Here is a 19,458-nt window from a genome sequence, read left to right as displayed (position 1 = left end):
GCGTAACGGAAAAGAAAACGCCCCGTCAGTGCGGGGCGTTATTGGATCAACTCAGCCAGCCATGCCGGCTGTACCGGCCGGTACTCGACTGCCGGGAAATGTTCCGATTCGGGCCAGTCGCGCAGATCCTGGCGGTAGCCCTGCAACTGCTTGTACTGCTCGGCAGTGAGGGTTGTAGGGCGCTCGGCCTCCAGTTCGTCACGATGACGCGAGATCAGCGGATCAGTCTGCAGCAACGCCCGGTCACGGAGGGCACGCCCGCGGTTTTTCAGATCCTCTACTGTAGGCGGCGGCGCTGGTGCTGTACTCGGACGCCCCTTTTTGTCAGGTACAAGGATCGACCCGCCCAGCGAAAGTACCCGGTAGATTTCGTCATGTTCTTCCTGAGAAACGTCCACTAGCTCGGATTCTAGCGGCAACAAACACTTGGGGTTGGGCACTACAATCAACGGCGGTACAGCGCTGTAATCTGGCGTTTCAATTAACGGCACCACTGCGTCAGGATCAGGCACAAAAATAGTTTGACCTACTGATTCATCCCCCTCGATCCAGGCAGGGTTTGGAACTGAAACAGTTGGCTGAATCCACTCAGGATCGGGAACGCGGGTAATTGGCTGTATCCAATTCGGATCGGGAACTGTAATTGTTCGAGTTCCGTGTAACACCTCGTTGAAGAACGCATTTTCTTTACAGCTATAGAATATTTTCACGTGTTAATCACCTCGCGCCTCAACAATTGCAACCATCCCCGTTTGAAGCACCGACGCCCACTCCTCCACGCGCATCATGCAACCCGTGGGGGTAGCATCATAATAAGTGCCTACTGCCGTACACCAGCCAGTACTTGAAGGAATCCTAAAAGTAATCTGCGCATTTAAAAATCGGTTGGGAAATTTAAAAGGCCACGCTACGCTCAAGGTTTTCGTAGATGAAATATCATCGACTATGACCTCAACCCATTGCTTGATTTCTCCAGTGTCTGCGTTCTTACTCCAGCCGTTAGCAGCGAGAAGCGCAGTGTCTTTCGGCCTGTTACCGGAGTGCCAAAGCGTGTGGGCCACCAGGCCCATAGATGCGCCACCAACCTTAAACTGATTGTCCGTATCAAGACCCAAATAGGCTGCATAGACGCCCGCACGGTGAAAGCATATAGACGCTGATGCGGCTGCATTGCCCTCGTTGGAAACTTGAAAAGAACCCGTATTAACCGTGTTAACTGTACCTATAGCGCCAGTATTCCCCGAACCAAAGGTCGGATTTGAAAACGAGGGGACGTTTTGTCCTTTTTTAATGTATTCAGATGGCTTGAAGTTGTTTTCACACCAAATGAATCCAAGATCGCTTTCATCTACTGTTGCTTTAAGTCCATTAGAGGACCACCCAATTTTAACTTTATTAGTGGCCTGCCCGATCCCGCCGCCCTGTTGAACAGGTGTAAAGTCAAGACGCCTTTGCAAAAAAATAGCAGCATTGGCAGTCTTGCTCCAAATGTACGGGTATTCAATGTTTGCCGACGCAAACCCTACGCCAGTAGCGTCATCCCCGTTTACTTTTGAGTCCGGAGTAAAGTTGCCAGAGTGCCACAGAACACGATAAGCAGCGGGCCCACCGGCGCCCGTGTACCTAATTCTAAAATCCTCCGCAGTAACACTTGATACAATATCGAGACAGTAAGCCCCAGCCGGACCCGGATACTTTATATGCAGACCTACTGCATAGGTCATACTTGCCGGAATATCAGTAGTGTTACCTTCCGAAGCCGCAAAAAACTGAGTTGTAGGAAGGCCTGAGATTGCGCCCGCGACCATCGGAGCGCTGGTCATCAAACCACCCGTCCCAATCGGCATGGCATCCGTAATACCCGCGCCAGCGAGTGTCGTGGGGTTCGTTCCCGCAATAACGCGACCGAGCTTGTCCACGGTCACGCTACGGTAGGTACCCGCCACAATGCCCGTGCGCCCGGCGACCATCTCGAACACCAGCGGCGTAGTGCCCAGGACAATCGGGGCATCCGTCACCAGTTGCCAGACGCTGTCACCGTTGGCGGTACCTTTCTCAACGTGCACAAACAAGCCCGGTGTCATCTCGACACTCGTGTCAGCATCTTGGGCACGCTTCCAGGCACCGCTGGCCGATACGATGTAAATCCCGTTGTCCTTCGCCAGTGTCCGATTTTTCACCAAAACACGATCGGCATCTGACAACAACACATCATCGACAGTCTGAATGCCACTCAAAACGATGTTGGTCGTGGTGGCCACCAACACTGAATGCTTGAAGTCCTGCTTGTTGATCGCCTCGGTGATCGCTAGATCAACCCACTCGCGAGTCGCCAGGACGATGGCGGGGTCGATCTTCAACACGATGTTGTTGATGCTTGAAACAATGAAGTTCATCCGCACAATCTGTGTGCGGCCTGATCCCTGGTCCAGCAACGATTTGTAGCTAGGCGCACAATTGGAAACCGCGACCAGGTCGCCGTCCGAATCGTACACACCGATTTCGCGAATCCACCAGCCGCCGACGTCTGCCGGGATCACCTGCTCGGCAATGATCACCGCCGCGTTAACCGGATCGACGCGCAGTTGATTCAGTGGCGCCCGCCGCTGCTCGTTGATCAGCTTGGTCTGGGTTGCACTTGGGATTGGGTCAGTGCCGTTGGCATCCCCCACCCCCAGCGCAGTGAGATTCCAAGGAATGCCCAGGGCGTTGGCGTTCGCCAGCTTCGCGGCCCCCACGTTGGTGAGGATCGCCATAAATTGCGAGTTGCGATCAATCATGGGTAAACGTCCAGAGTGTCTATGCTGTGTTCGCGCCCGACCACGCCGATGTAGCCCGTGACTTCGATGTCACGTTGCACGGGTGGGTAGACGTCGATTACGTCGCCTTCGTAGAGGGCGACACCGATGTTTGTGGCGCCTTGGGTTTCGAGGCTAATCGCGAGTCCGGTCAACGGCCGACTGACGGGTTTGGCGTCGTCGATCAGACGCTCCAGCTCCAGGTACATCTCTTCGGTGATGCCGGTATCCAGCACGCCGACCTTCAAGGCGAAAGTGCCGGGAATGCCCTTGGGCGTGGTCTGCCACCACTCCAGCACCTCGATTAGGTAGCCGAGCGGCTCGACCACCCTGCGCAACGCGCCGATGGTGCCCTTGTGGGCATGCACGTAAAACGCGGAGCGGATGGCGGAACGCTTAACGGCTTCCGACCATTTGTTGTCCCAGCGGTCGACCGACCAGGTCCAGGCCAGCCAAGGCAGCAGATGCGCCGGACAGGTGTCAGGGTTATATAGGGTACGGAGCGGGATCTCGGTTTTCTCAGCCAGGGCGGCCTCAATGGCGCGCTCCAGTTGTGTACTGTTCAAGGGAAGCAGACTGGTCATGTGGAGCCCCCTAGGACAACGCTGAAACCTGTGCAATAGGCGGCTTGGAACTTGGTCGGTTTCAGGTCGACCCAGTTTTTAAGCTCGACCCGGCCGACGCCACCGACATGCAGCTGCGCGTCGATAGCAGATCGGGCGACTTCCAGAGCCAGGCGTTTACGCGGATTGATCCAGGCCGCGAGGCGCTTGATCGCCTCAGCCAAGAAGGCGTCGTTTTCAGGACCGGCACCGGTCATATGCAACACCGCATCAATCCGGTACTCCAGGATCTGTGCGCTTTGCACCGTAAGGCGGTCACCCACCGGACGAATGTCATCATCACTAAGCCTGGCGTATACCTGGTCGAGCAGAGCCCGGTCGGCTTTGCCGTTGCCGGCGAGGCTCAGCACAGTCACCACCACTACGGCCGGTGATGGGCTTTCTGCCGTGGCATCGGCCACCAGCGCCGAGGCGTTGCGCGCATGGAAGATGTAGCTGTTGCGCGGGCCGGCGGTGGTCAGCCCTTCATACACCAGTTGGATACGCTCACGCAGGGCATCGTCCGATTCCCTGACCTCCTCCACTGGAGGCACCGCCTGCAGGTTGGCCGGTTGAATCACTAGGCGCTGGAGTTTGACGTTGGCTGCAAGCTGGTCCAGATCGTCCTTCTCGGCGTACGCCAACATCAGCGCCTTGGCCGCATCGTTAACCCGCGCCCGGTTCTGCATCTTGCAGTACGCCCCCAGCTCCACCAGCTTGACCACCGGGTCGCTCTCCAGCGCTGCCGACCAGTTGTCGCCCATGTGCCCACGAAAGGCTGCAAGCCCTTCTTCGTACAACGCTTCGTAGTCCAAGGCCTCCAGCACCTGCGGCGCCGGCAGTGCCGATAAATCCACTGTGCTCATGCCGACACCTCCAGCAGCAGGCGTTCGCCCTGGTATTCACCGGTTAATTTGAAGTCGATGCGCCCGCCGACAATGGCGACGACCTGCACCTGTTCGAGCTTTAGCCGCGGCTCCCAGCGCTCCAACGAGCGAGCCGCCTCGGCCTGTACCGCACTCTTCCAACCAGCGTTAACCGGCAAGTCGACAAAGCGCCGGATCTGGCTACCGTATTCAGGTCGCATCCGCCGACTGCCGACCGGCGTGGAGAGAATGTCCCCGATGGACTGCCGGAGATGGTCGAGCCCGGACAGCGGTTGACCGGTGCGGCGATCCATTCCGATCATCAGGGTTACTCCTGCACCATTTCCGGGTGGGTCATAAGGAAAGCGAGCTGCTCGTCGGTGGTGGCCGTCACGCGGGCCTTGCTCACGGCCATAGTGCTGCCATCGGGCAGCACCAATGTGCGGGAGGTAAAGAGCGTGTCGCGAAACACGCGGCCGGGCCCAATCTCGTCCTGGCTGTCGGGTTTGTTCCTGCTCATCAATGGATGCTCCTAAAACGAAAAACCCGCACTAGGCGGGTCGGGATCAGTGTTTATGGTTCGGCGTGTTGCCGCCGACGTCGATGACCTTTCCAGCACTGTTGATGTCGCCGGTCGTATTCAACTTGCCGTTAATCTGGGTTGTACCGTCGATGGTGATGGTGCCCACCAGATTGATCTCGCCCGACACCAAGCGCGTGCTGTCCGGCGTCATCTCAAGCACAGACCCGCCGACCTTGACCGTGACGTTGCCCACCGGCAGGTCGATGGTGTAGCTATGGGCCTGCCAGTCGTAGACCAACGAACCACCGTCGTCGAAACGCCACACCTCGACGTGGTCGCGGTTGTCCGGCTGGGCGCCTGCATTGCCGTACAAGCCAGGGATGAAGGTACCCATCGCCGGCTCACCGCTTGGGCTGATCAACACGCCCTGCTCTTTCAGGCTCGGCACTCGCCAGTGGCGCGCCTTACCTGCCGCCTGGCTGTGCCAACGCACCCAGGCGCTGGTCCAGTCACCCGACTGCACACGCACCATGGCGGTGGTCAGATCCACCGCCACCACCACGCAGGGCATCACCGTCGAGGCAATCATGCGGTCATGCTGGGCACTGGCGTAGCTCATTGCAGATCCTCCGGTTTGATCTGCCCAACCCCCGGTCCCATGTCGATGACCAATGAACCCGGCGGTTCATCCGGCCACGGCCATTCCTCGGCCCCCAGGTAAACCGTCTGGTCCCACTCCACCAGCCAGACGAAGTAGCCATCCAGTTCGGGCTTGGTCCAATCCTGGGAGGATCGAACAAACTCGGCGCAGTCGACCTCCAACCCCCAGCTCTGCCCACGCAGAAGCACCGCAAGTTGGGAGGCCAACTGCACGGCCTGCCGTTGCGGATCTCCGCTGATCGAATCGACGATGATCCGCGCCTCGAACTTGCAGGTCAGCGAGGTTTCACCGGTACCGATATCCGGTGCGGGTTCCATCTCGGCCATTTCCAGCAGCACCACAGGCGTGGGGATGCTGGTGTCAGCCGACAGATCCGGCCAGAACGATGCGCCCTGGATCCCCGGCAATTTCTCCTGCAGGTGCTGCTCGATGGCCTCATACAGCCTTTCGAGGCTAAAAGGTTGATCAGACACGGGCGGTCCCCTTGAGGTACTTCTGCAATTCAAAGTTAAGCTCTTGCTTGAGGATCTCCAGCAAGCGCTCGTCAGCGCGTTTCACCCAGCTGTCGAAGTGCGGTCGCACCTGGTCCAGCGAGACCTTGGCTTTCGCCAGTGGGAAGCGGTTGTCGCTCTCCGCGATAAAGCCCGAGCTGCGCCGGCCCAGAGTGCTGCCGGGGTAGTCCGAGGCGCTGAAGTGCTTGCTCGACGTGCGGATCCAGATGTCAGGACTGCTTCCATACACTTGCTTGAAGAACGCCCCCTGATAACGCCGCCCAGCCACCGAGACGCCAGCACGGGTTTGCCGGGCCTTACCGATCCGGCTTGCCTCGATGGCATTGACCCCAAACCACAACTTGCCGCGCATTGCCCCGCCGCTGACCGGGTATGCCCGCAGGCGTTGACGGACAGCGCCGATGGCGATGCGTTCCTGCTTGCCCACGGCGCGGGCGATGTGGGTACGCAGCCATCCCAGTGTCTTGTTGATCGCACGACGCTGAGCCGCCGCTGCAGCCTTGGGCACCAACTGCCCGAACTCGCGCAAGGCCTGGGAATGCACCGCTGACGGCTGAATGTTGATCATCCCGCTGTCGCGCTTGTGCTGAACGTAAGTGCCGACACTCATGGACGCTTCCTCAGAATCAGGGCAACCAGGCCATCGCCACCGGGCTCCAGCTGCAGCAGGTCGTAGTCGCCCCCGCCGTCCAGTGTCGGCAAGTCGATGGTGACCCGCAGGCCCTTGCTCAGGCCGTCCGAATCTTTCACGCGAATCTCAAAGCGAGGCTCGCGTAATCCGGTGTGGACCTTGCCGAACTGCGGCGCTTTCCAGGGCGCCGCGAACATGCCTAGCACCGGCTCGGCGCGGCCCTCGATCAGGGCACTGTCGCCCAAGGTGTCGAACACCACGTCGTCGATGTCGTCGATCAGCTCGCGGAAGGCCACGGTCAGAGTTCCAGCAGGATCTGCGCCCGAGGTCGTGTGCACAAGTGCAGCGGGTTGGACTGGGCTTCACCGGCCACGCCCTTGCCGAACTGCATTGGCTCGATCTTGCTGTAGTACGGGATGCCCTGGGTGTTGACCGTTTCCATGTAGTCGGCCGGCGCGAAGCACGAGATGTACAAATCCGGCACGCCCTCAGGGATCAGCAGGGCCTTGTCGTCGTGGACGAAAGCAACACCCGCTACCTTGCCGCGATAACGCTCCCAGACGATCCCGCCGAACTCGAAGCTTTCACGGGCATCACCGCGCAGCGCAGCGGCCTGCTGACTATTAAGATAGGTCTCCTTGACCGACTTATGCACGATGAGCTTGTTCCAGAAGTTCTTGCCACACATCGCGCGGGAGCCGCTGCTGGTGACGCTGCCGAGGGCTTCCTCCTGCATGTCCAGCGCTTCGCCGCATTTGACCCGCAGCTCGGTGTCTTGACTGTTCAGCCCCATCTGCAGCTTCTGGCGATTCACGCCGAAGGATTTATAAATGTCCAACAGCACTGTCTTGCCATCGGCGTCCAGTACCTGACCGTTCAACGCCCCCATGCGCTGGAACTCGTGGGTGGCATCCAACTGGCGGCGCGCTTTCGCGAGGCGCTTGTTGACCACGTCCTGCACGGCCTGCAACTCACTTCGGGTACCAAACGCGCGAATGCCCTGGATCTCGTCGGCCTTGATGGTGAAGCGTTCCGGCAGGTGCACGGTGTTGAACGGAATCAACTGACGCTTGGTCGCACCGACCACCATGCCCGAAGTGCCACGCTCACCCGCCGGCACCAGGGCCAGAGTGTCGCCGTCCTTCTCGATCTGCACAGTCAGGGTGCTGATGCCCTCTTCGCGGAACAGGCCGAGGCTGCTGATGCGGCCCGGCAGGTATTCCTGATCATTGATTGCAGCGGTCAACGAGGAAACGCTGAACGCATCGTCTTCAAAAATGGCGATATCGGCCATGGGGTACTCTCCAGAAACGAAAAATCCCGCACTGGGCGGGATGCATAAATAGGGGGGAACGTCTTAGCGAACGATCAGGTGTTGAGCGTTCAAGGCTTTTTCGGCCGCAGGGTCGAGGCCGGTCAAATGCGCTTCACTGACCTCCGCCAACCGTACGATGGCACGACCGCGCCGCACAACATCCGACTCGCTCAAAGGTCCATAGAGGATCGCGACAGCGTTCTCGCTGCCATCCTCAGCCGTCGGTTTATACGGCGCAAACTCACCAGTGGCAGTGACCAGGCCCAGGATCTGACCCGGCTCCAGAGCGGCACCGGCGGCGACGTTGATCGCTTCGCGGGAGATGTTGCCTGCGCCCTCGGACAGCAGGAACTCGCCTGCGTGCATCGATTCAGTTTTCATGCTCTTGCTCCTTTCGAGTTACCGTTTTGTGCCGCCTGACGGCTGGACCAGATTGATTGGGTGTCGACCTGCTTGGCCTTGATCGCCGGGGCTGGATCATCGTCCAGCGGCAGGCTGTTGTTGATTTCGAACCCCCCGCCGCTGCCTACCAGCTTGTCGAAGAGACGCGCACGGACTGCAGCTTCATCGAGTCCGGCGGTTATAAATTCGCCCGTCAGCTCTGGCAGGCGTGCCGCGACACAGAGGCCGTGCAAGGCTTTTGCATTGGTCAGTGCTGCCTGGATCACCGCTTCGCTTTCCAGCTTCGTCGCAGCGAGTATCGGATCCACCAGGTTACCAATGCCCGCAGCAGCACAACCCTGTGTGACCATCAGCGCCAGCTTGGCCGCATCCAGTACGGGGATAGGATCGGGCTCCTGTTGTTCAACTTCCGGCTCTTCGTCCAATTGGGCGAGCAATTCAGGCGGGGCATTCTGGAAACGCTGCAGGACGCTACCCTGGCCTAGACAGGCGCTGACCTTGAGGCCGTCGCCCACTTCATCGGCCAGGCCCAGCGCTACCGCCTCGTTGGCCGTGAGCCAGGTTTCAGCGTTGACCATGCGCCGCAGCTCGGCTTCGTCGATGTCGGGCGCCTTGGCTTTGTAGGCAGCGATGATTGCTTCCAGCGTTTGGTCCAACACATCGGCGACGCGGCGGAAGTCTTCAGCATCTCCACCGGTGAAGGTGTAGGGGTTGTGGATCATCAGCATGGCGTTGGCCGCGATCACTACCCGGTGAGCGCCGCACACCGCAACACTGGCCGCGCTCGCCGCGAGGGCATCAATACGACCCGTACAGCGCTCGCCCAGCCGGGACAACGCGTTGTGGATCGCGAGACCGTCGAAGAGATCACCGCCAATGCTGTTGAACGCGACTATCACCGGGGACGCGCCGTCATCCATGGCGCGCAGATCCTGCACGAATTGATTAGCAGTGACGCCCCAGGCTCCGATCTCGCCGTACACGAAAATCTCGATATTGCGTTGCTCAGCCTCGCCGCTGGCCTGGAGCGTGTACCAGCTTTTGTCGGCGACCTTGACCTGCTTGCCCGCCATGTCATAAACGCGGGGCTTGGCTTTTTTGCTCATGGTTGTTCCTTGTCATCAATAGGCTCGATGGCATCAAGAGTCGTGTAGTTGAGTCCGAGATCCGTGGACCTAGCGAGGTCGGCAGCGTTTTCAGCGTCGATGGTTTCCGCGTCGTAGCCGTTGCGCAGACACATCTCACTGCGTGAACCAAAGCCCGCTTGCACTTCCATGCGTCGCGCCTGTACGTCCTGAACCGGCTGTATGTAGGCCCAGCCTTGCGGCACCCAACGTGTGCGGAGGTATTCGCGGCGGCGTTGCGCGTAGTCCGGCAGCACCAGGGCGCCGGACAAGACCGCCATGTCCATCCAGGCAGCGCGAACCGGGCGACACAGCTGGTGCACATACACGCCGAATTGCAGTTGCTCCAGACGGCGCCGGAATTCGTTGAGCACCACGCGCAGCGCCCGGTCGTTGACCTCCCGCATGTCGCCGGTGAGGATCTCGTAAGGCGTGCCCGAACCCGCCGCCGCAGCCATAAGTTGCTGACGCATGAAGTCCGGGTAGTTGTTGCCGGCGTCTGGTGGCTTGGAGAACTCCACTTCTTCACCTGGCCCCAGCTCCTGCATGGTGCCGGGCTCCAGGGCAACCATCGGCGTGAAGCCGTCGCGGTCAGTGGTCAGCAGTTGCCCGGTGACAGGGTCGCGTGGTTGCTGCCCGCTGTCCGGGGCTGGCCGCTTGATGAAGCCGGCGAACAGATTCGCCACCTCCTGGCGGAACAGCACCGCGTCGTCGTAGTTGTCCAGGCTGCGCAGGCGCTTAAGCACCGGGGCCAAACGTGGCACGCCGCGCAACTGCCCCGGTTCCATCGGTTCAAAGATGTGCAGCACCTGCGCCGCCGGAACACGCACCAACTGGTTGTAACCGACATTCAACGACGACGAATCGCGTGGGTGCGACAGGTACATCCAATACGCCACACGCTTGCCGGCCGGGTTGAACTCGATCCCGGCGCGGATCACGTTGCCGTTTTTGGCCGTCTCGAACTTGTCGTGTGGGACAAACTCAGGGGCCAGCGCCTGCAGCTGCAGCGGCACCGCCAAACCTTCACTTGGGCTGCGCGGTCGCAACCGCACAAAGCACTCGCCGGCCGTTTCCACGGTGCGCGCCACCAGGGCCTGCATGCCGTAGAAGTCGGTCAGCTCATCGGCGTCCGCTTCGTCCACCCAGTCATCCCAGAGCTGCTGCTGGAGTTTGCGCAGATCTGCGTCTTCAGTCGCAGGCCTGGGCGTGATGCCCGTGCCGATCAGGTTGCTGACGCGCTTGTCGATGACGTTGAACGCATACGGGTCATTGCGCACCGCCGCCCGCGAACGTGCCCGCAGGTTGCGCAACGCCGGGGTGTTGATGCTGTTGATGCCGTTGTCGGTGGCTTCCCAACTGGCCGAGCGTCGGCCCTCACCGGCGCCTTCGTAACTGGCCTTAATATTCGACGGCAGCAAGAATCCGTTACGGGTCAGCGTCGGATAATGTCGGGCCATTAGATTCCCTTGCCTCCGTGGGTAAGCCGGATCACGCGAGAGCGCGGCCCGGCGGATTGGCTCAGCGACGTGCGGATCTCGTCACGGGCCTTGAGCAGTTCGTCGATAGAGCGGTACTCCACCGTGCGGTCGCTGTAGCGCACGGTCTTTTCACCGCGTGCAATGGCGCGCTCGATGACTTCGAGGTGCTTGGGGGTAAACGACATATCAGCGTCTCTTCAGGTAACCGCTGGTGGAGCTGCGGCGTTGAGGGGGGTCAGCGGGTCGCGATTGGGCGACAGGTGCAGCAGGTGGCGGTGCGGGTAGCGACTGACGCGCCGCAACTGGTTCCGGTGTTTCGTCAGCGTCGAAGCGCTTGCCCTGCACGGGCTTGACGCCCAACACATCGTCGAACAAACCGGCTTGCGCCAGCGCTTGTCGCACCCGCTCCCAGTCGTGTTCCTGGTAGCGGTTGATGCCGAGGTAATGCGCCATCGCCAGGCAATACACCATCAGGTCGAGCGCTTCGTTGCGCTCAGCCTTGCCCTTGACCCACTCGATGCGCTTGTGGCCCTTGATGTAGCGGGTAACCTTACGTTCAACAACGCATTGTTCGAAAAACTCATCTGGCAAGTCGTTGGCAAAGTGCAAAGCCCCTGGGCCTGACTCGAACGAGTAACGGTTGTAGATCCAGTCCTTGGCGGTGTCGGTACCAACGAACCATAATTCAACGCCGTTACGCTCCGTCTGCCCTTTCCAGGTCACGTCCATCATCGAAGGACGTTGCGCGATTACGTTCCTGCCGGGCTTGCTCGCCCCCTTGACCGCTAACACGTTGCGCCAGCGACGCAGGCGGCAGAACTGGTAAACCTCGTCGGTGTGGTGACCACCGGAGTCGACCGCTGTAGCGAGGATCGCCAAGCCCACACCGCACGGATGCCGGTAGCGAACCTTGAGCTTGTCATCAAGCACAGACCAGGTGCTTTCATTCGCCGGATCGCCCCAAATGACCTGGTGGTCAATGACCCATCGTTCCATACCAACCCCGAAGCCCATGACCATCAGTTCCAGGCGATTAGCCTGGACGTCGACAGAGGCAGTCAGCATCAGTACACCCAACGGCATCGAGCCGACCCCATAGGTCTCCAGCCGTGCCCGTGCAATGAGGACGGCAGCCTTAGTTTGTTCCTGCGCGCTGTCCCAGACCTTAGCAAGACGTGTGTTGTAGAACACTTGCATGGGCTCCAGGTCGCCTTTGACCTGCGCCTTTTTGGCCTTTTCAAATTGCTTGGCGAGAGACTTCCAATCCATCCAGCCCAGTGGCGAATACAACGCATTGAGGTGAAAACCAACCGTCTCTCCATCGCCCTGGGCATGGGCGCGCCACTCGCCACGGGCAAGCATGTCACCCTTGTGGTGTTCCTCAATCAGCACATCACAATCCGGCGCCGCGCACTCGTAATGCACGACTCTGTAGTCTTTCGAATAGTGGAGCCGCTCCCATTCCAACGTTTGCATGTGCCCGCATGTCGGGCACGGTACGTAGAAATAACGCTGGTCACTGCCCTCGAACAGATCGTCGATGCGCGAGGCGCCCTTGATCGTTGGCGAACTGGAGAAGTAGAACTTGGCATTGCGGCCAAAGGTGCTGCCCCGTGTTTCTGCCAGCTCAATAGGATCCCCCTCCTCACCGATATCCACTTCCCAGCGGTCGATCTCATCGCCATATACATACCGCGCCGACAATTCTGAAAGGTTGGCAGCGGAGCCTGCGGTGGTGACATACAACGCCCCACCCTCGAACTCTTTAGTGTCCATGGTATTGCGTGAGTCTCGCGACCGACTTGAGGCAACACGCTCACGCAGCACAGGCGTAGCCTTGATGGTCTTGCTGATTCGGGACGAAACCCGTTTAGCCAATCCAAGGCTAGGCAGCAGCGCAAGGATGTTTGATGGTGCCATATGGATCAGGCCGCCGATCCAATTCAATCCGATCTGCGTTTTCATCAACTGCGAGGCGACCATCGTGATTACGCGTTTGCAGGGGTGAGCCGGCGAAAGGCAACGCATCGGTTCCCTGGCATATGGTGTGCGCGATGTGCGGTACTGTCCTGGTTCAGCGGCCCCCGTATCACGCGGGATCCGCATGTACTCGTCAGCCCACTGGTCAATCCAAACATCCGGATCGGGCTGCAGGCCACGGAAATACGCCTCACGGTACACCTCCGCACCATCAGAAATTTCCGTGTGCATGGGCTTAACTCGTCGTCAGTGCATGTTCAAAGTCAGAGGAAGACATACGATCAGCGTCTTCCAGCGAACGCCGTATGGCGGCGGTCAGATGCCTTTCAATTTGCCAAGGGTCAGTCATTGCAGCCAGCTCCGGCGCGAGTTGTGGCGACATCCCTAGCAGTTGGTCACGCAACAGACGACCCGCATTGAAGGCGCCGATTTCCACTGCTTCGCGGTCCACCAAGGTGCCTTGCTGTTTGCGATAGTTGTCTCGCTCCTGAAGTGCAAGATAGTGCTCTCGCAGGGCACGAGACTTCTGAAAGTCTGCCGCCTGCCCAACTTGCGGCACCGCAGGTTCTTCGGCGGCTGTTTGCGCCTCTCGCTCAAGGCGAAGCCGGTTGTGGCGGTCGGCAACGGCGGCTTTGCTGGGGTCCGCCGACTCAGCCAGCAGCGCTTCAGTGGCTTCCAGTTCGACCTTGCCGTCATCGGTCAGCACCAGGCGATCCTGATTAGCCAACTTGGAAACATAAGATTTGGCCCAACCACGTCGTGCCGCAAACTCCGTTTTGCTGATTACGGTCATGATGGAATCTCCTGTTCACCCAGTGAATCCGGGGTAGTTCACCTGTTCACCTCAGTTCACTAAGCTGGTGAACTGTCCGCTAACACTTTCCCGCGGGTTTCATGCCCCGTGTCCCTCGAATGCCGCCAGGGTCCCCGGCGACTTTTCGACGCCCGATTTTGGTGCAGGCCACGTATTCCGTGGCCTCCAGCGCATCACCCCTGACTACTACCCGAGGGTGGCACGTCGCACACGCCCAACCGCTTGGCGGCCCAGCGTTCGTACAAGCCGATGGCGACATCGGCCCCGGCCATCGCGGTAAGGCAGCCGATGCTCCCCGCCGCCAGGACCGACATGCCCGAGGCGTGCAACAACATCATGGTGGAAAGCCCGCAGACCACACAGGCCCCTGAGCGGAGTACCAAGCGGCGAACCAAGGACCAACCGCTCACCCCCGCTTTGTCGGCCCGCCATGCCTCGCCGGAAATCCCGCCGACCAGGGACAGTACGATCACCATCCAGATCGGCATCTCAATAAGCGCTTGCTGCTCGTTTGTCATCGCCCTACCCCATAAACGCAAAAACCCGGCGCAATGGCCGGGTTCAGTGTGGTGGTGAGTCCCGCTGCTTGCGGTCGCACCTATCGAAGATGGGTACTTTTTACAGGTCGATTCCGGTGGCAGCAAGCGGGTTTTAATGCCATGGCGCAATACGGGTGCAATACAGGTATGACGCAGGTGTAACGCAGGGACAACGCATTCAATCGGCTATCGCTTCTGGTGCCCTGTCTGACCTGTCCCACTATTCTGGATCGAAGTAGGACAGCTACAGGCGCCTGAATACGGGGCTCTGCCCTACTGCCTTACCTTTTTTACTTTTCTCTTGTGTATAGAGAGAAAGCTAAAAGCACGCGTGCGCGCCATGGGCGCGATTACGTACCCGCTATGCTCATGTGTGCGTGGGGCGGGTGAAGGTTGGACGGTAGGACAGGCCAGCAACGACGCGGCCTGCGCCTGTCCAACTGCGCTAAATAGCAGTCGGACAACGCGGGACAGTAGGACAAGGGCACGCGGAGTGACGCCGAGGGTCATGCAGCCTTCCCCATCAGCATGCCGGCGATGTGCAGGTGTGCTTCGTGCAACCGCTGATAGTAGGTATCCCGACTGCATCCGCAGTGGGTGTACTTCTGCGACAGGAAGCTCTCCTGGTTGCAATAGTGCTCGCGCACGACGACCGACAGCTGCGGCGGCAAGTGCTTGTTGACGATCAGCTCAATGTCGGCCGACTCGTCCAGCAGCACCCGACTACCCCGCGTACCGCGTATCAACTCCCCTTTGCACTCCATCAGCATGGCGATCATGTTGCCGCCACTCGGTCCACCCGCGCCGTCCGGCACAGGCGAATGCAGATCCTGCGCCCAGAGCTTGAGCATCTCGTCGATTCGCTTAATCAAAGCAAGGCTCCTCGATCACCGACTGCTGCAACGCAGGCGCACGCCCCCAGCCCGCAGGCTTTTCGTAGGCCCAGGGCCGCACCCCGCTTTTTGCCAAAGCCGGCATGCGTCGCTTACGCCAACCCAGCCGGTGCATGATCGCCCCGACTCGCATCTGCTCGGGCTTGCCCCAATGACCGAAGTCGAGCTTCAGCGCCTGGGTCAGGATCTCGTTGCCGGTGGCGGTTTCGCCGATCTGCGACTCTTCCATCCAGGCGAGGATTGGCCCCTCCCATTCATCCACCACAAAGCGCTCGTCCTGCGCCTCGGCGAACATCCACGATTCGTCCTTAGTCACCCACCAAATGTCGCCGGCCTCGAAGCAGAACAACGCCTCGGCCCACAACTGATCGCGGATCTCGCGCAGTTGCTCCAGTTCGACCTTGTTACAGAACACCGGCCAGTAACGACGGTTGCCCGTGGCGTCCTTGAGATATTCCTCTTGGTTGGTGGTACCCACGAAAACACACTGGCGTGGCACGTCGTTCGTCCTGCGGCCGTAGCTCTCGCGGTAGGTGTCGGTGGACGCAGAGAAAAACTGCTTGGCCTTGGTGCTTTCCGCCTTGTTGAAGCTGTCCAACTCCCCCAGCTCAACGATCCACTTGCCGCGAATCGCCTGGAAGCTGTCCTTGTCACCGAGGGCAAAAGGCGTGTCCATGAACCACTCGCCACCGAGGACGCCCATAGCCGTGGACTTACCGGCGCCCTGCCCGCCTTCGAGGATCATCACCGAGTCGGCCTTGCAGCCTGGGCGCATCACCCGAGCAACTGCGGAGATCAGCCAGCGCTTGCCGACCTTGGCGGAATATTCGCTGGCATGGACACCCAACACATCGGTCAGCCAGGTTTCAATGCGGGGTACGCGGTCCCACTCCAGCCTCTCCAGGTACTCGCGCACCGGGTGAAAGGCGTGGTCGTGGGCAACCACACTGACCGCCTCGATCACATGGGAGGCTTTGACCCGCAGGTTGTATTGCTGCGCGAGCCACTTCATCACTCGCATGTCGTCAATGTCGGCCCAATCGCCGGCACCGCCACCGAAGGGCGCGGAACGTAGCTTGACGATCTTGGAGCTGAACACGCTGTAACCAATGACCCCGGCCCAGCGCTCGTCATTACCCAGGATCAGCTCGACGTTTTGCATGTGCGCGATCAGCGAGCCGTTTTCGGTGCGGGCGAGCTGGTCTTTCCAGCCACCCGCTGCAGGAGGCTTTACCACCGCCAGCACCTGACGGCGGACGGCCTCCAAACCTTCGGCGACGTGCAGGTCATTGAAGTCGGTCCACTTGATCTCGCGCTCGCCGGAGAACACCGGCGCAACCACCTGGCCGCCGACTATCAGCGCGGCGTTGGCGGCTTTCTCTTCGCCGGGGTTCCAGGGTTCACCGTTAGGGCGCTTGGTCCTCCAGTCATCGTCGCGGCAGATGATCAGCGGGCAACCGGGAAAGCGCTCGCGCATCGCCTTCGAGACCGGCAGTAGGTTGCCCGCATCGAAGGCGATGGCGACAGTGAGCGACGTCGCCATGTGCAGGCTTGCGCCCGTGGCGTAGCCCTCACACACCAGCACCGGCTCGCCGGGTTCAGGGTGCGGGCCGATCAGGTGGAAGGCGCCCTCTTTCGACATGCCGTAGGGCCAGTAGGCTTTGTCGCGCCCGGTGTCCTCTTGCTTGACCGGGAAGATCACCTGTAGGCCGACGATCTGGTCGCGCACGTTGCACATGGGCACTAAAAATGCGCCGGTACGGGGCGCATAGCGGACTTTGAAGCCGACGATCTGCTTTCGATCCAAGTAGGCGCTCTTGCCCTTCTCGGGCATGCGTTTGAACAGGCTGGCAGCACGGTTGGCGGCCCGACGCGACGCATTGGCGGCGACCTCGGCAGCCTTGCGTTTGGCCTCTTCCTGCCGAGCGCGCATGACTTCGCGTTCTTCAGGGCTCATGCGCCCGGCCTTGACCTTGATCTTCTGGGTGTCACCAGAGCGCCAGTCACCGAAGCTGCCGAAGATCAGCGTTTCGTTTTTCTCGGTTCGGTGTTCATGGACAATGTACCAGCCGTTTTTTTCCTTGCCTTTGTCCTGAGTGGTTTTGCAACGGGTGAGCTTGCCGAACACCAAAGGTTGGTCGGGCTCAAGGCCGTAGTCCGCGAACTGGATGATTACTTCATCGAGCATAACGCGAAGCCCTCAGATCATCAGCGGCCTGACATTCAATGCAGTGGGTGCACCCAGGCTGCGCCAATCGGCGACCTTCCGGGATCGGCTCATCACATTCATCACAGAACATTAGGGAATGCAGAGCCGTGGCGCGCTTAAGAGCAGCGCGTGCGGCTTGAGCCTGATCAAGCCGCTCCTGCACCAGGTCATTTGCAAAGTCAGCAATATCAGCCACGTTCCACCCCGCGAGTCGTCTGGTTGACGTAACGGGCGCGGTTGTACATGCCCAACAATCCCTGAATGCCGCGAAACACCAACTGACGTATCTCGGCCAACTCGCCGTCATCGACCTTGCCGTCGCCAATGTGCTTGGCCCAGGTCTCGGACAAATCCGCGACCTGCCGAAAGAACTGCGCGATGCCCGTGGTTAGGGTTTCGGGCATGTCATTGGTGTACGCCTCGGCCAACTCCTGCCAGATCGTGTCACCGACAAGGCCATGCACTGCATCGAGAATGCGGCGGTCCTTGGTGAGTTCGAGAATCTCGCCAAACTCCTGGATGTTGACCGTATGCGAGGGGTGTGTGGGAGATAACTTGTGCTGCAGCGTGGTGGCATTTCTACCAGTGGTGGCGGCGATTGCAGCGGCACCGCCGGGATAGTCCCGTGCGGCGTGGTACAAGGCTAATTCGAGCGTCAGTACTTCCCTTTGCGCTCGATCAACACAGCTTAAAGCTACTCGGCTCATGGCATTAATCCTACGAAGTTGCCAGTGCCCCGCGACATGCAGTGGTGTTACATTTGCCGCGTGGCTTGAAAGGGCCCAAACGCCGGCTAGATCTGTGGATCAAAACCGGCACCGTGCCGAGGCGAACAATCCGTTGCTCACCTCTGGCGCAACAGCTGCCTAATCTGTGGTGGAAAAGGCAGCAACCCAAGACATCCGTGTCTTGGCAGCGCGATAAAGGGAGGTGGTTTGCATGTGGTGTGCCCTCCTACCTTCGTCGCGACCCGACAGCACTGTGGTGGTGTGTGCCGGGAGGAACTGGGCGGCCCTTGGGTCGCCTTTTTTCTATCTACATTGCAGCTTTCTGCGGGGCCGATGCATGGAGCAACCAGGCAGCGTCAAACGCGTTGCCCTTCTGCTCTGCAGCGGTCGCCAAAAGTTTTGCGTAGTGGGTTTCACCGGTGTAATCGGTGCGGGGAAGGCTGGCAGCCAAGCGCCACTTATTGAGCGCCTGATAACTCCTTTCACACACCTTGGCGGCGGCACCAATTCCGCCTACTGCTTCAAATGCGAACGCGATGGCGTTCGGAAAATCTGCGGGGTCCAACATGGCAACCTCCATTTATCAACTCGCGGTTGATATTAACATCAACTGACTATTGCGCAACCCCTGTGAGAGTATCAACTCATGGTTGATAAGAACGAGCTACGGGCAGCTTTCACGGCGCGCCTTCACGAAGCACTCGACGATGCCGGTGTACGCACCCGGGGACGTGGCGTGGATATTCATAAGCATTTGAGGAGTGCTGGTGTTAACAAGAGCCCACAAGCAATCAGCAAATGGCTGAATGGCGATGCCATCGCTGAAGCAGACAGCATGGTTGAGCTATGCTCATGGTTGCAAATTAGGCGAGAGTGGTTGGAGTACGGAGTAAAACCTAAAAACTTAAGCGACACTCACAAGTCGGTTGTCTTAGAAAGTAAAGAAGATAGCAATATAAGAGAGATAGCTCAAAAATTTGGAAAAGTACCGTTAATTTCTTGGGTCCAAGCAGGCGCTTGGTGTGAAACCCCATCAAACTTCGAATACTACGAAGCTGACAGTTGGCTCTCGTGTCCCGTATCTATAAGTAATCAAGGTTACGCATTGAAGGTTCAAGGCGATTCCATGACGAATCCAGGGCCAGGCCGAAGCTACCCAACAGGCTGTATTATTTTTGTTGATCCTGAAGCGGAAACACGACCAGGAGACCGAGTGATAGCAAGGGTACCAAGAACGAATGAGGCTACCTTCAAAGTTCTTGTTGAAGATACTGGACGTCAGTTTCTCAAGCCTATAAACCCTCAATATCCGATAATCGAAATAACCGAAGAAACCCACATCTGTGGAAAAGTAGTGGGCTCATTCATACCAGAGTGACT

Annotated in this window: 24 protein-coding genes; 1 reads left to right on the top strand and 23 read right to left on the bottom strand. The window is 59.3% G+C overall.

What is annotated here, in order from left to right; genetic code table 11:
* Positions 1-38 precede the first annotated feature (38 nt).
* The 23 genes from PF1751_RS29410 to PF1751_RS07210 form a co-directional block, all read right to left on the bottom strand.
* Entirely contained in the window at positions 39-710 is a 672-nt protein-coding gene (locus PF1751_RS29410; protein ID WP_226994542.1) for a tail fiber assembly protein, read from the bottom strand.
* Positions 711-713: 3 nt separating this feature from the next.
* On the bottom strand, positions 714-2,780 hold the full coding sequence (locus PF1751_RS29345; protein WP_080923186.1) for a phage tail protein: 2,067 nt from the start codon (positions 2,778-2,780) through the stop codon (positions 714-716).
* Positions 2,777-3,382: a phage tail protein I gene (locus PF1751_RS07310; RefSeq protein ID WP_044286802.1), complete on the bottom strand. Its 606-nt coding sequence runs from the start codon at positions 3,380-3,382 to the stop codon at positions 2,777-2,779. The genes PF1751_RS29345 and PF1751_RS07310 overlap by 4 nt, the downstream gene beginning before the upstream one ends.
* Positions 3,379-4,266: a baseplate assembly protein gene (locus PF1751_RS07305; RefSeq protein ID WP_044286801.1), complete on the bottom strand. Its 888-nt coding sequence runs from the start codon at positions 4,264-4,266 to the stop codon at positions 3,379-3,381. Before PF1751_RS07305 ends, PF1751_RS07310 begins: the two co-directional genes overlap by 4 nt.
* Positions 4,263-4,589, bottom strand: a complete 327-nt coding sequence (locus PF1751_RS07300; protein ID WP_044286800.1) for a GPW/gp25 family protein — start codon at positions 4,587-4,589, stop codon at positions 4,263-4,265. The genes PF1751_RS07305 and PF1751_RS07300 overlap by 4 nt, the downstream gene beginning before the upstream one ends.
* Positions 4,590-4,594: 5 nt before the next feature.
* On the bottom strand, positions 4,595-4,786 hold the full coding sequence (locus PF1751_RS07295; protein WP_044286799.1) for a hypothetical protein: 192 nt from the start codon (positions 4,784-4,786) through the stop codon (positions 4,595-4,597).
* Between the two features lie 46 nt (positions 4,787-4,832).
* Positions 4,833-5,408, bottom strand: coding sequence for a phage baseplate assembly protein V (locus PF1751_RS07290; protein ID WP_044286797.1), 576 nt, complete (start codon positions 5,406-5,408; stop codon positions 4,833-4,835).
* A complete protein-coding gene (locus tag PF1751_RS07285) occupies positions 5,405-5,923 on the bottom strand; it encodes a hypothetical protein (protein ID WP_044286795.1) in 519 nt (172 codons plus the stop codon). Before PF1751_RS07285 ends, PF1751_RS07290 begins: the two co-directional genes overlap by 4 nt.
* Positions 5,916-6,572, bottom strand: coding sequence for a hypothetical protein (locus PF1751_RS07280; protein WP_044286794.1), 657 nt, complete (start codon positions 6,570-6,572; stop codon positions 5,916-5,918). The genes PF1751_RS07285 and PF1751_RS07280 overlap by 8 nt, the downstream gene beginning before the upstream one ends.
* On the bottom strand, positions 6,569-6,889 hold the full coding sequence (locus PF1751_RS07275; protein ID WP_032889615.1) for a head-tail joining protein: 321 nt from the start codon (positions 6,887-6,889) through the stop codon (positions 6,569-6,571). The genes PF1751_RS07280 and PF1751_RS07275 overlap by 4 nt, the downstream gene beginning before the upstream one ends.
* A 2-nt stretch (positions 6,890-6,891) precedes the next feature.
* Complete coding sequence (locus tag PF1751_RS07270; protein ID WP_044286793.1) at positions 6,892-7,887, bottom strand: major capsid protein; 996 nt, start codon at positions 7,885-7,887, stop codon at positions 6,892-6,894.
* Between the two features lie 63 nt (positions 7,888-7,950).
* Positions 7,951-8,289, bottom strand: coding sequence for a head decoration protein (locus PF1751_RS07265; RefSeq protein ID WP_044286792.1), 339 nt, complete (start codon positions 8,287-8,289; stop codon positions 7,951-7,953).
* Positions 8,286-9,416: a head maturation protease, ClpP-related gene (locus tag PF1751_RS07260; RefSeq protein ID WP_044286790.1), complete on the bottom strand. Its 1,131-nt coding sequence runs from the start codon at positions 9,414-9,416 to the stop codon at positions 8,286-8,288. Before PF1751_RS07260 ends, PF1751_RS07265 begins: the two co-directional genes overlap by 4 nt.
* Entirely contained in the window at positions 9,413-10,894 is a 1,482-nt protein-coding gene (locus PF1751_RS07255) for a phage portal protein (protein ID WP_044286789.1), read from the bottom strand. The genes PF1751_RS07260 and PF1751_RS07255 overlap by 4 nt, the downstream gene beginning before the upstream one ends.
* Positions 10,894-11,100: a phage head-tail joining protein gene (locus PF1751_RS07250; protein WP_044286788.1), complete on the bottom strand. Its 207-nt coding sequence runs from the start codon at positions 11,098-11,100 to the stop codon at positions 10,894-10,896. The genes PF1751_RS07255 and PF1751_RS07250 overlap by 1 nt, the downstream gene beginning before the upstream one ends.
* A gap of 1 nt (position 11,101) precedes the next feature.
* Positions 11,102-13,126, bottom strand: coding sequence for a phage terminase large subunit family protein (locus PF1751_RS07245; protein ID WP_044286787.1), 2,025 nt, complete (start codon positions 13,124-13,126; stop codon positions 11,102-11,104).
* A 4-nt stretch (positions 13,127-13,130) separates the two neighbouring features.
* Positions 13,131-13,688 carry a hypothetical protein gene (locus PF1751_RS07240; RefSeq protein WP_044286786.1) on the bottom strand — a complete coding sequence of 186 codons (558 nt, stop codon included), beginning with the start codon at positions 13,686-13,688 and terminating at the stop codon, positions 13,131-13,133.
* 194 nt (positions 13,689-13,882) lie between these two features.
* Positions 13,883-14,227 carry a phage holin family protein gene (locus PF1751_RS07235; RefSeq protein WP_044286785.1) on the bottom strand — a complete coding sequence of 115 codons (345 nt, stop codon included), beginning with the start codon at positions 14,225-14,227 and terminating at the stop codon, positions 13,883-13,885.
* 527 nt (positions 14,228-14,754) lie between these two features.
* Positions 14,755-15,120: a PA0613 family protein gene (locus tag PF1751_RS07230; RefSeq protein WP_044286784.1), complete on the bottom strand. Its 366-nt coding sequence runs from the start codon at positions 15,118-15,120 to the stop codon at positions 14,755-14,757.
* Positions 15,113-17,329, bottom strand: coding sequence for a VapE domain-containing protein (locus PF1751_RS07225; RefSeq protein ID WP_044286783.1), 2,217 nt, complete (start codon positions 17,327-17,329; stop codon positions 15,113-15,115). The genes PF1751_RS07230 and PF1751_RS07225 overlap by 8 nt, the downstream gene beginning before the upstream one ends.
* Entirely contained in the window at positions 17,319-17,657 is a 339-nt protein-coding gene (locus PF1751_RS28225; protein WP_476726662.1) for a TraR/DksA family transcriptional regulator, read from the bottom strand. Before PF1751_RS28225 ends, PF1751_RS07225 begins: the two co-directional genes overlap by 11 nt.
* A complete protein-coding gene (locus tag PF1751_RS07215) occupies positions 17,539-18,057 on the bottom strand; it encodes a phage regulatory CII family protein (RefSeq protein ID WP_032889628.1) in 519 nt (172 codons plus the stop codon). Before PF1751_RS07215 ends, PF1751_RS28225 begins: the two co-directional genes overlap by 119 nt.
* A gap of 328 nt (positions 18,058-18,385) precedes the next feature.
* Positions 18,386-18,646 (bottom strand): hypothetical protein, encoded by a 261-nt coding sequence (locus PF1751_RS07210; RefSeq protein ID WP_044286779.1) that lies wholly within the window; start codon positions 18,644-18,646, stop codon positions 18,386-18,388.
* A gap of 78 nt (positions 18,647-18,724) precedes the next feature.
* On the opposite strand from PF1751_RS07210, the gene PF1751_RS28220 reads away from it, so the two are divergent.
* On the top strand, positions 18,725-19,456 hold the full coding sequence (locus PF1751_RS28220; protein ID WP_044286778.1) for a LexA family protein: 732 nt from the start codon (positions 18,725-18,727) through the stop codon (positions 19,454-19,456).
* Positions 19,457-19,458: the final 2 nt, after the last annotated feature.

Source organism: Pseudomonas simiae, assembly GCF_000934565.1.
Lineage (GTDB): Bacteria > Pseudomonadota > Gammaproteobacteria > Pseudomonadales > Pseudomonadaceae > Aquipseudomonas > Aquipseudomonas simiae.
The sequence above is the reverse complement of the archived record's forward strand: the minus strand, read 5'-3'. Positions and strand labels throughout refer to the sequence as shown.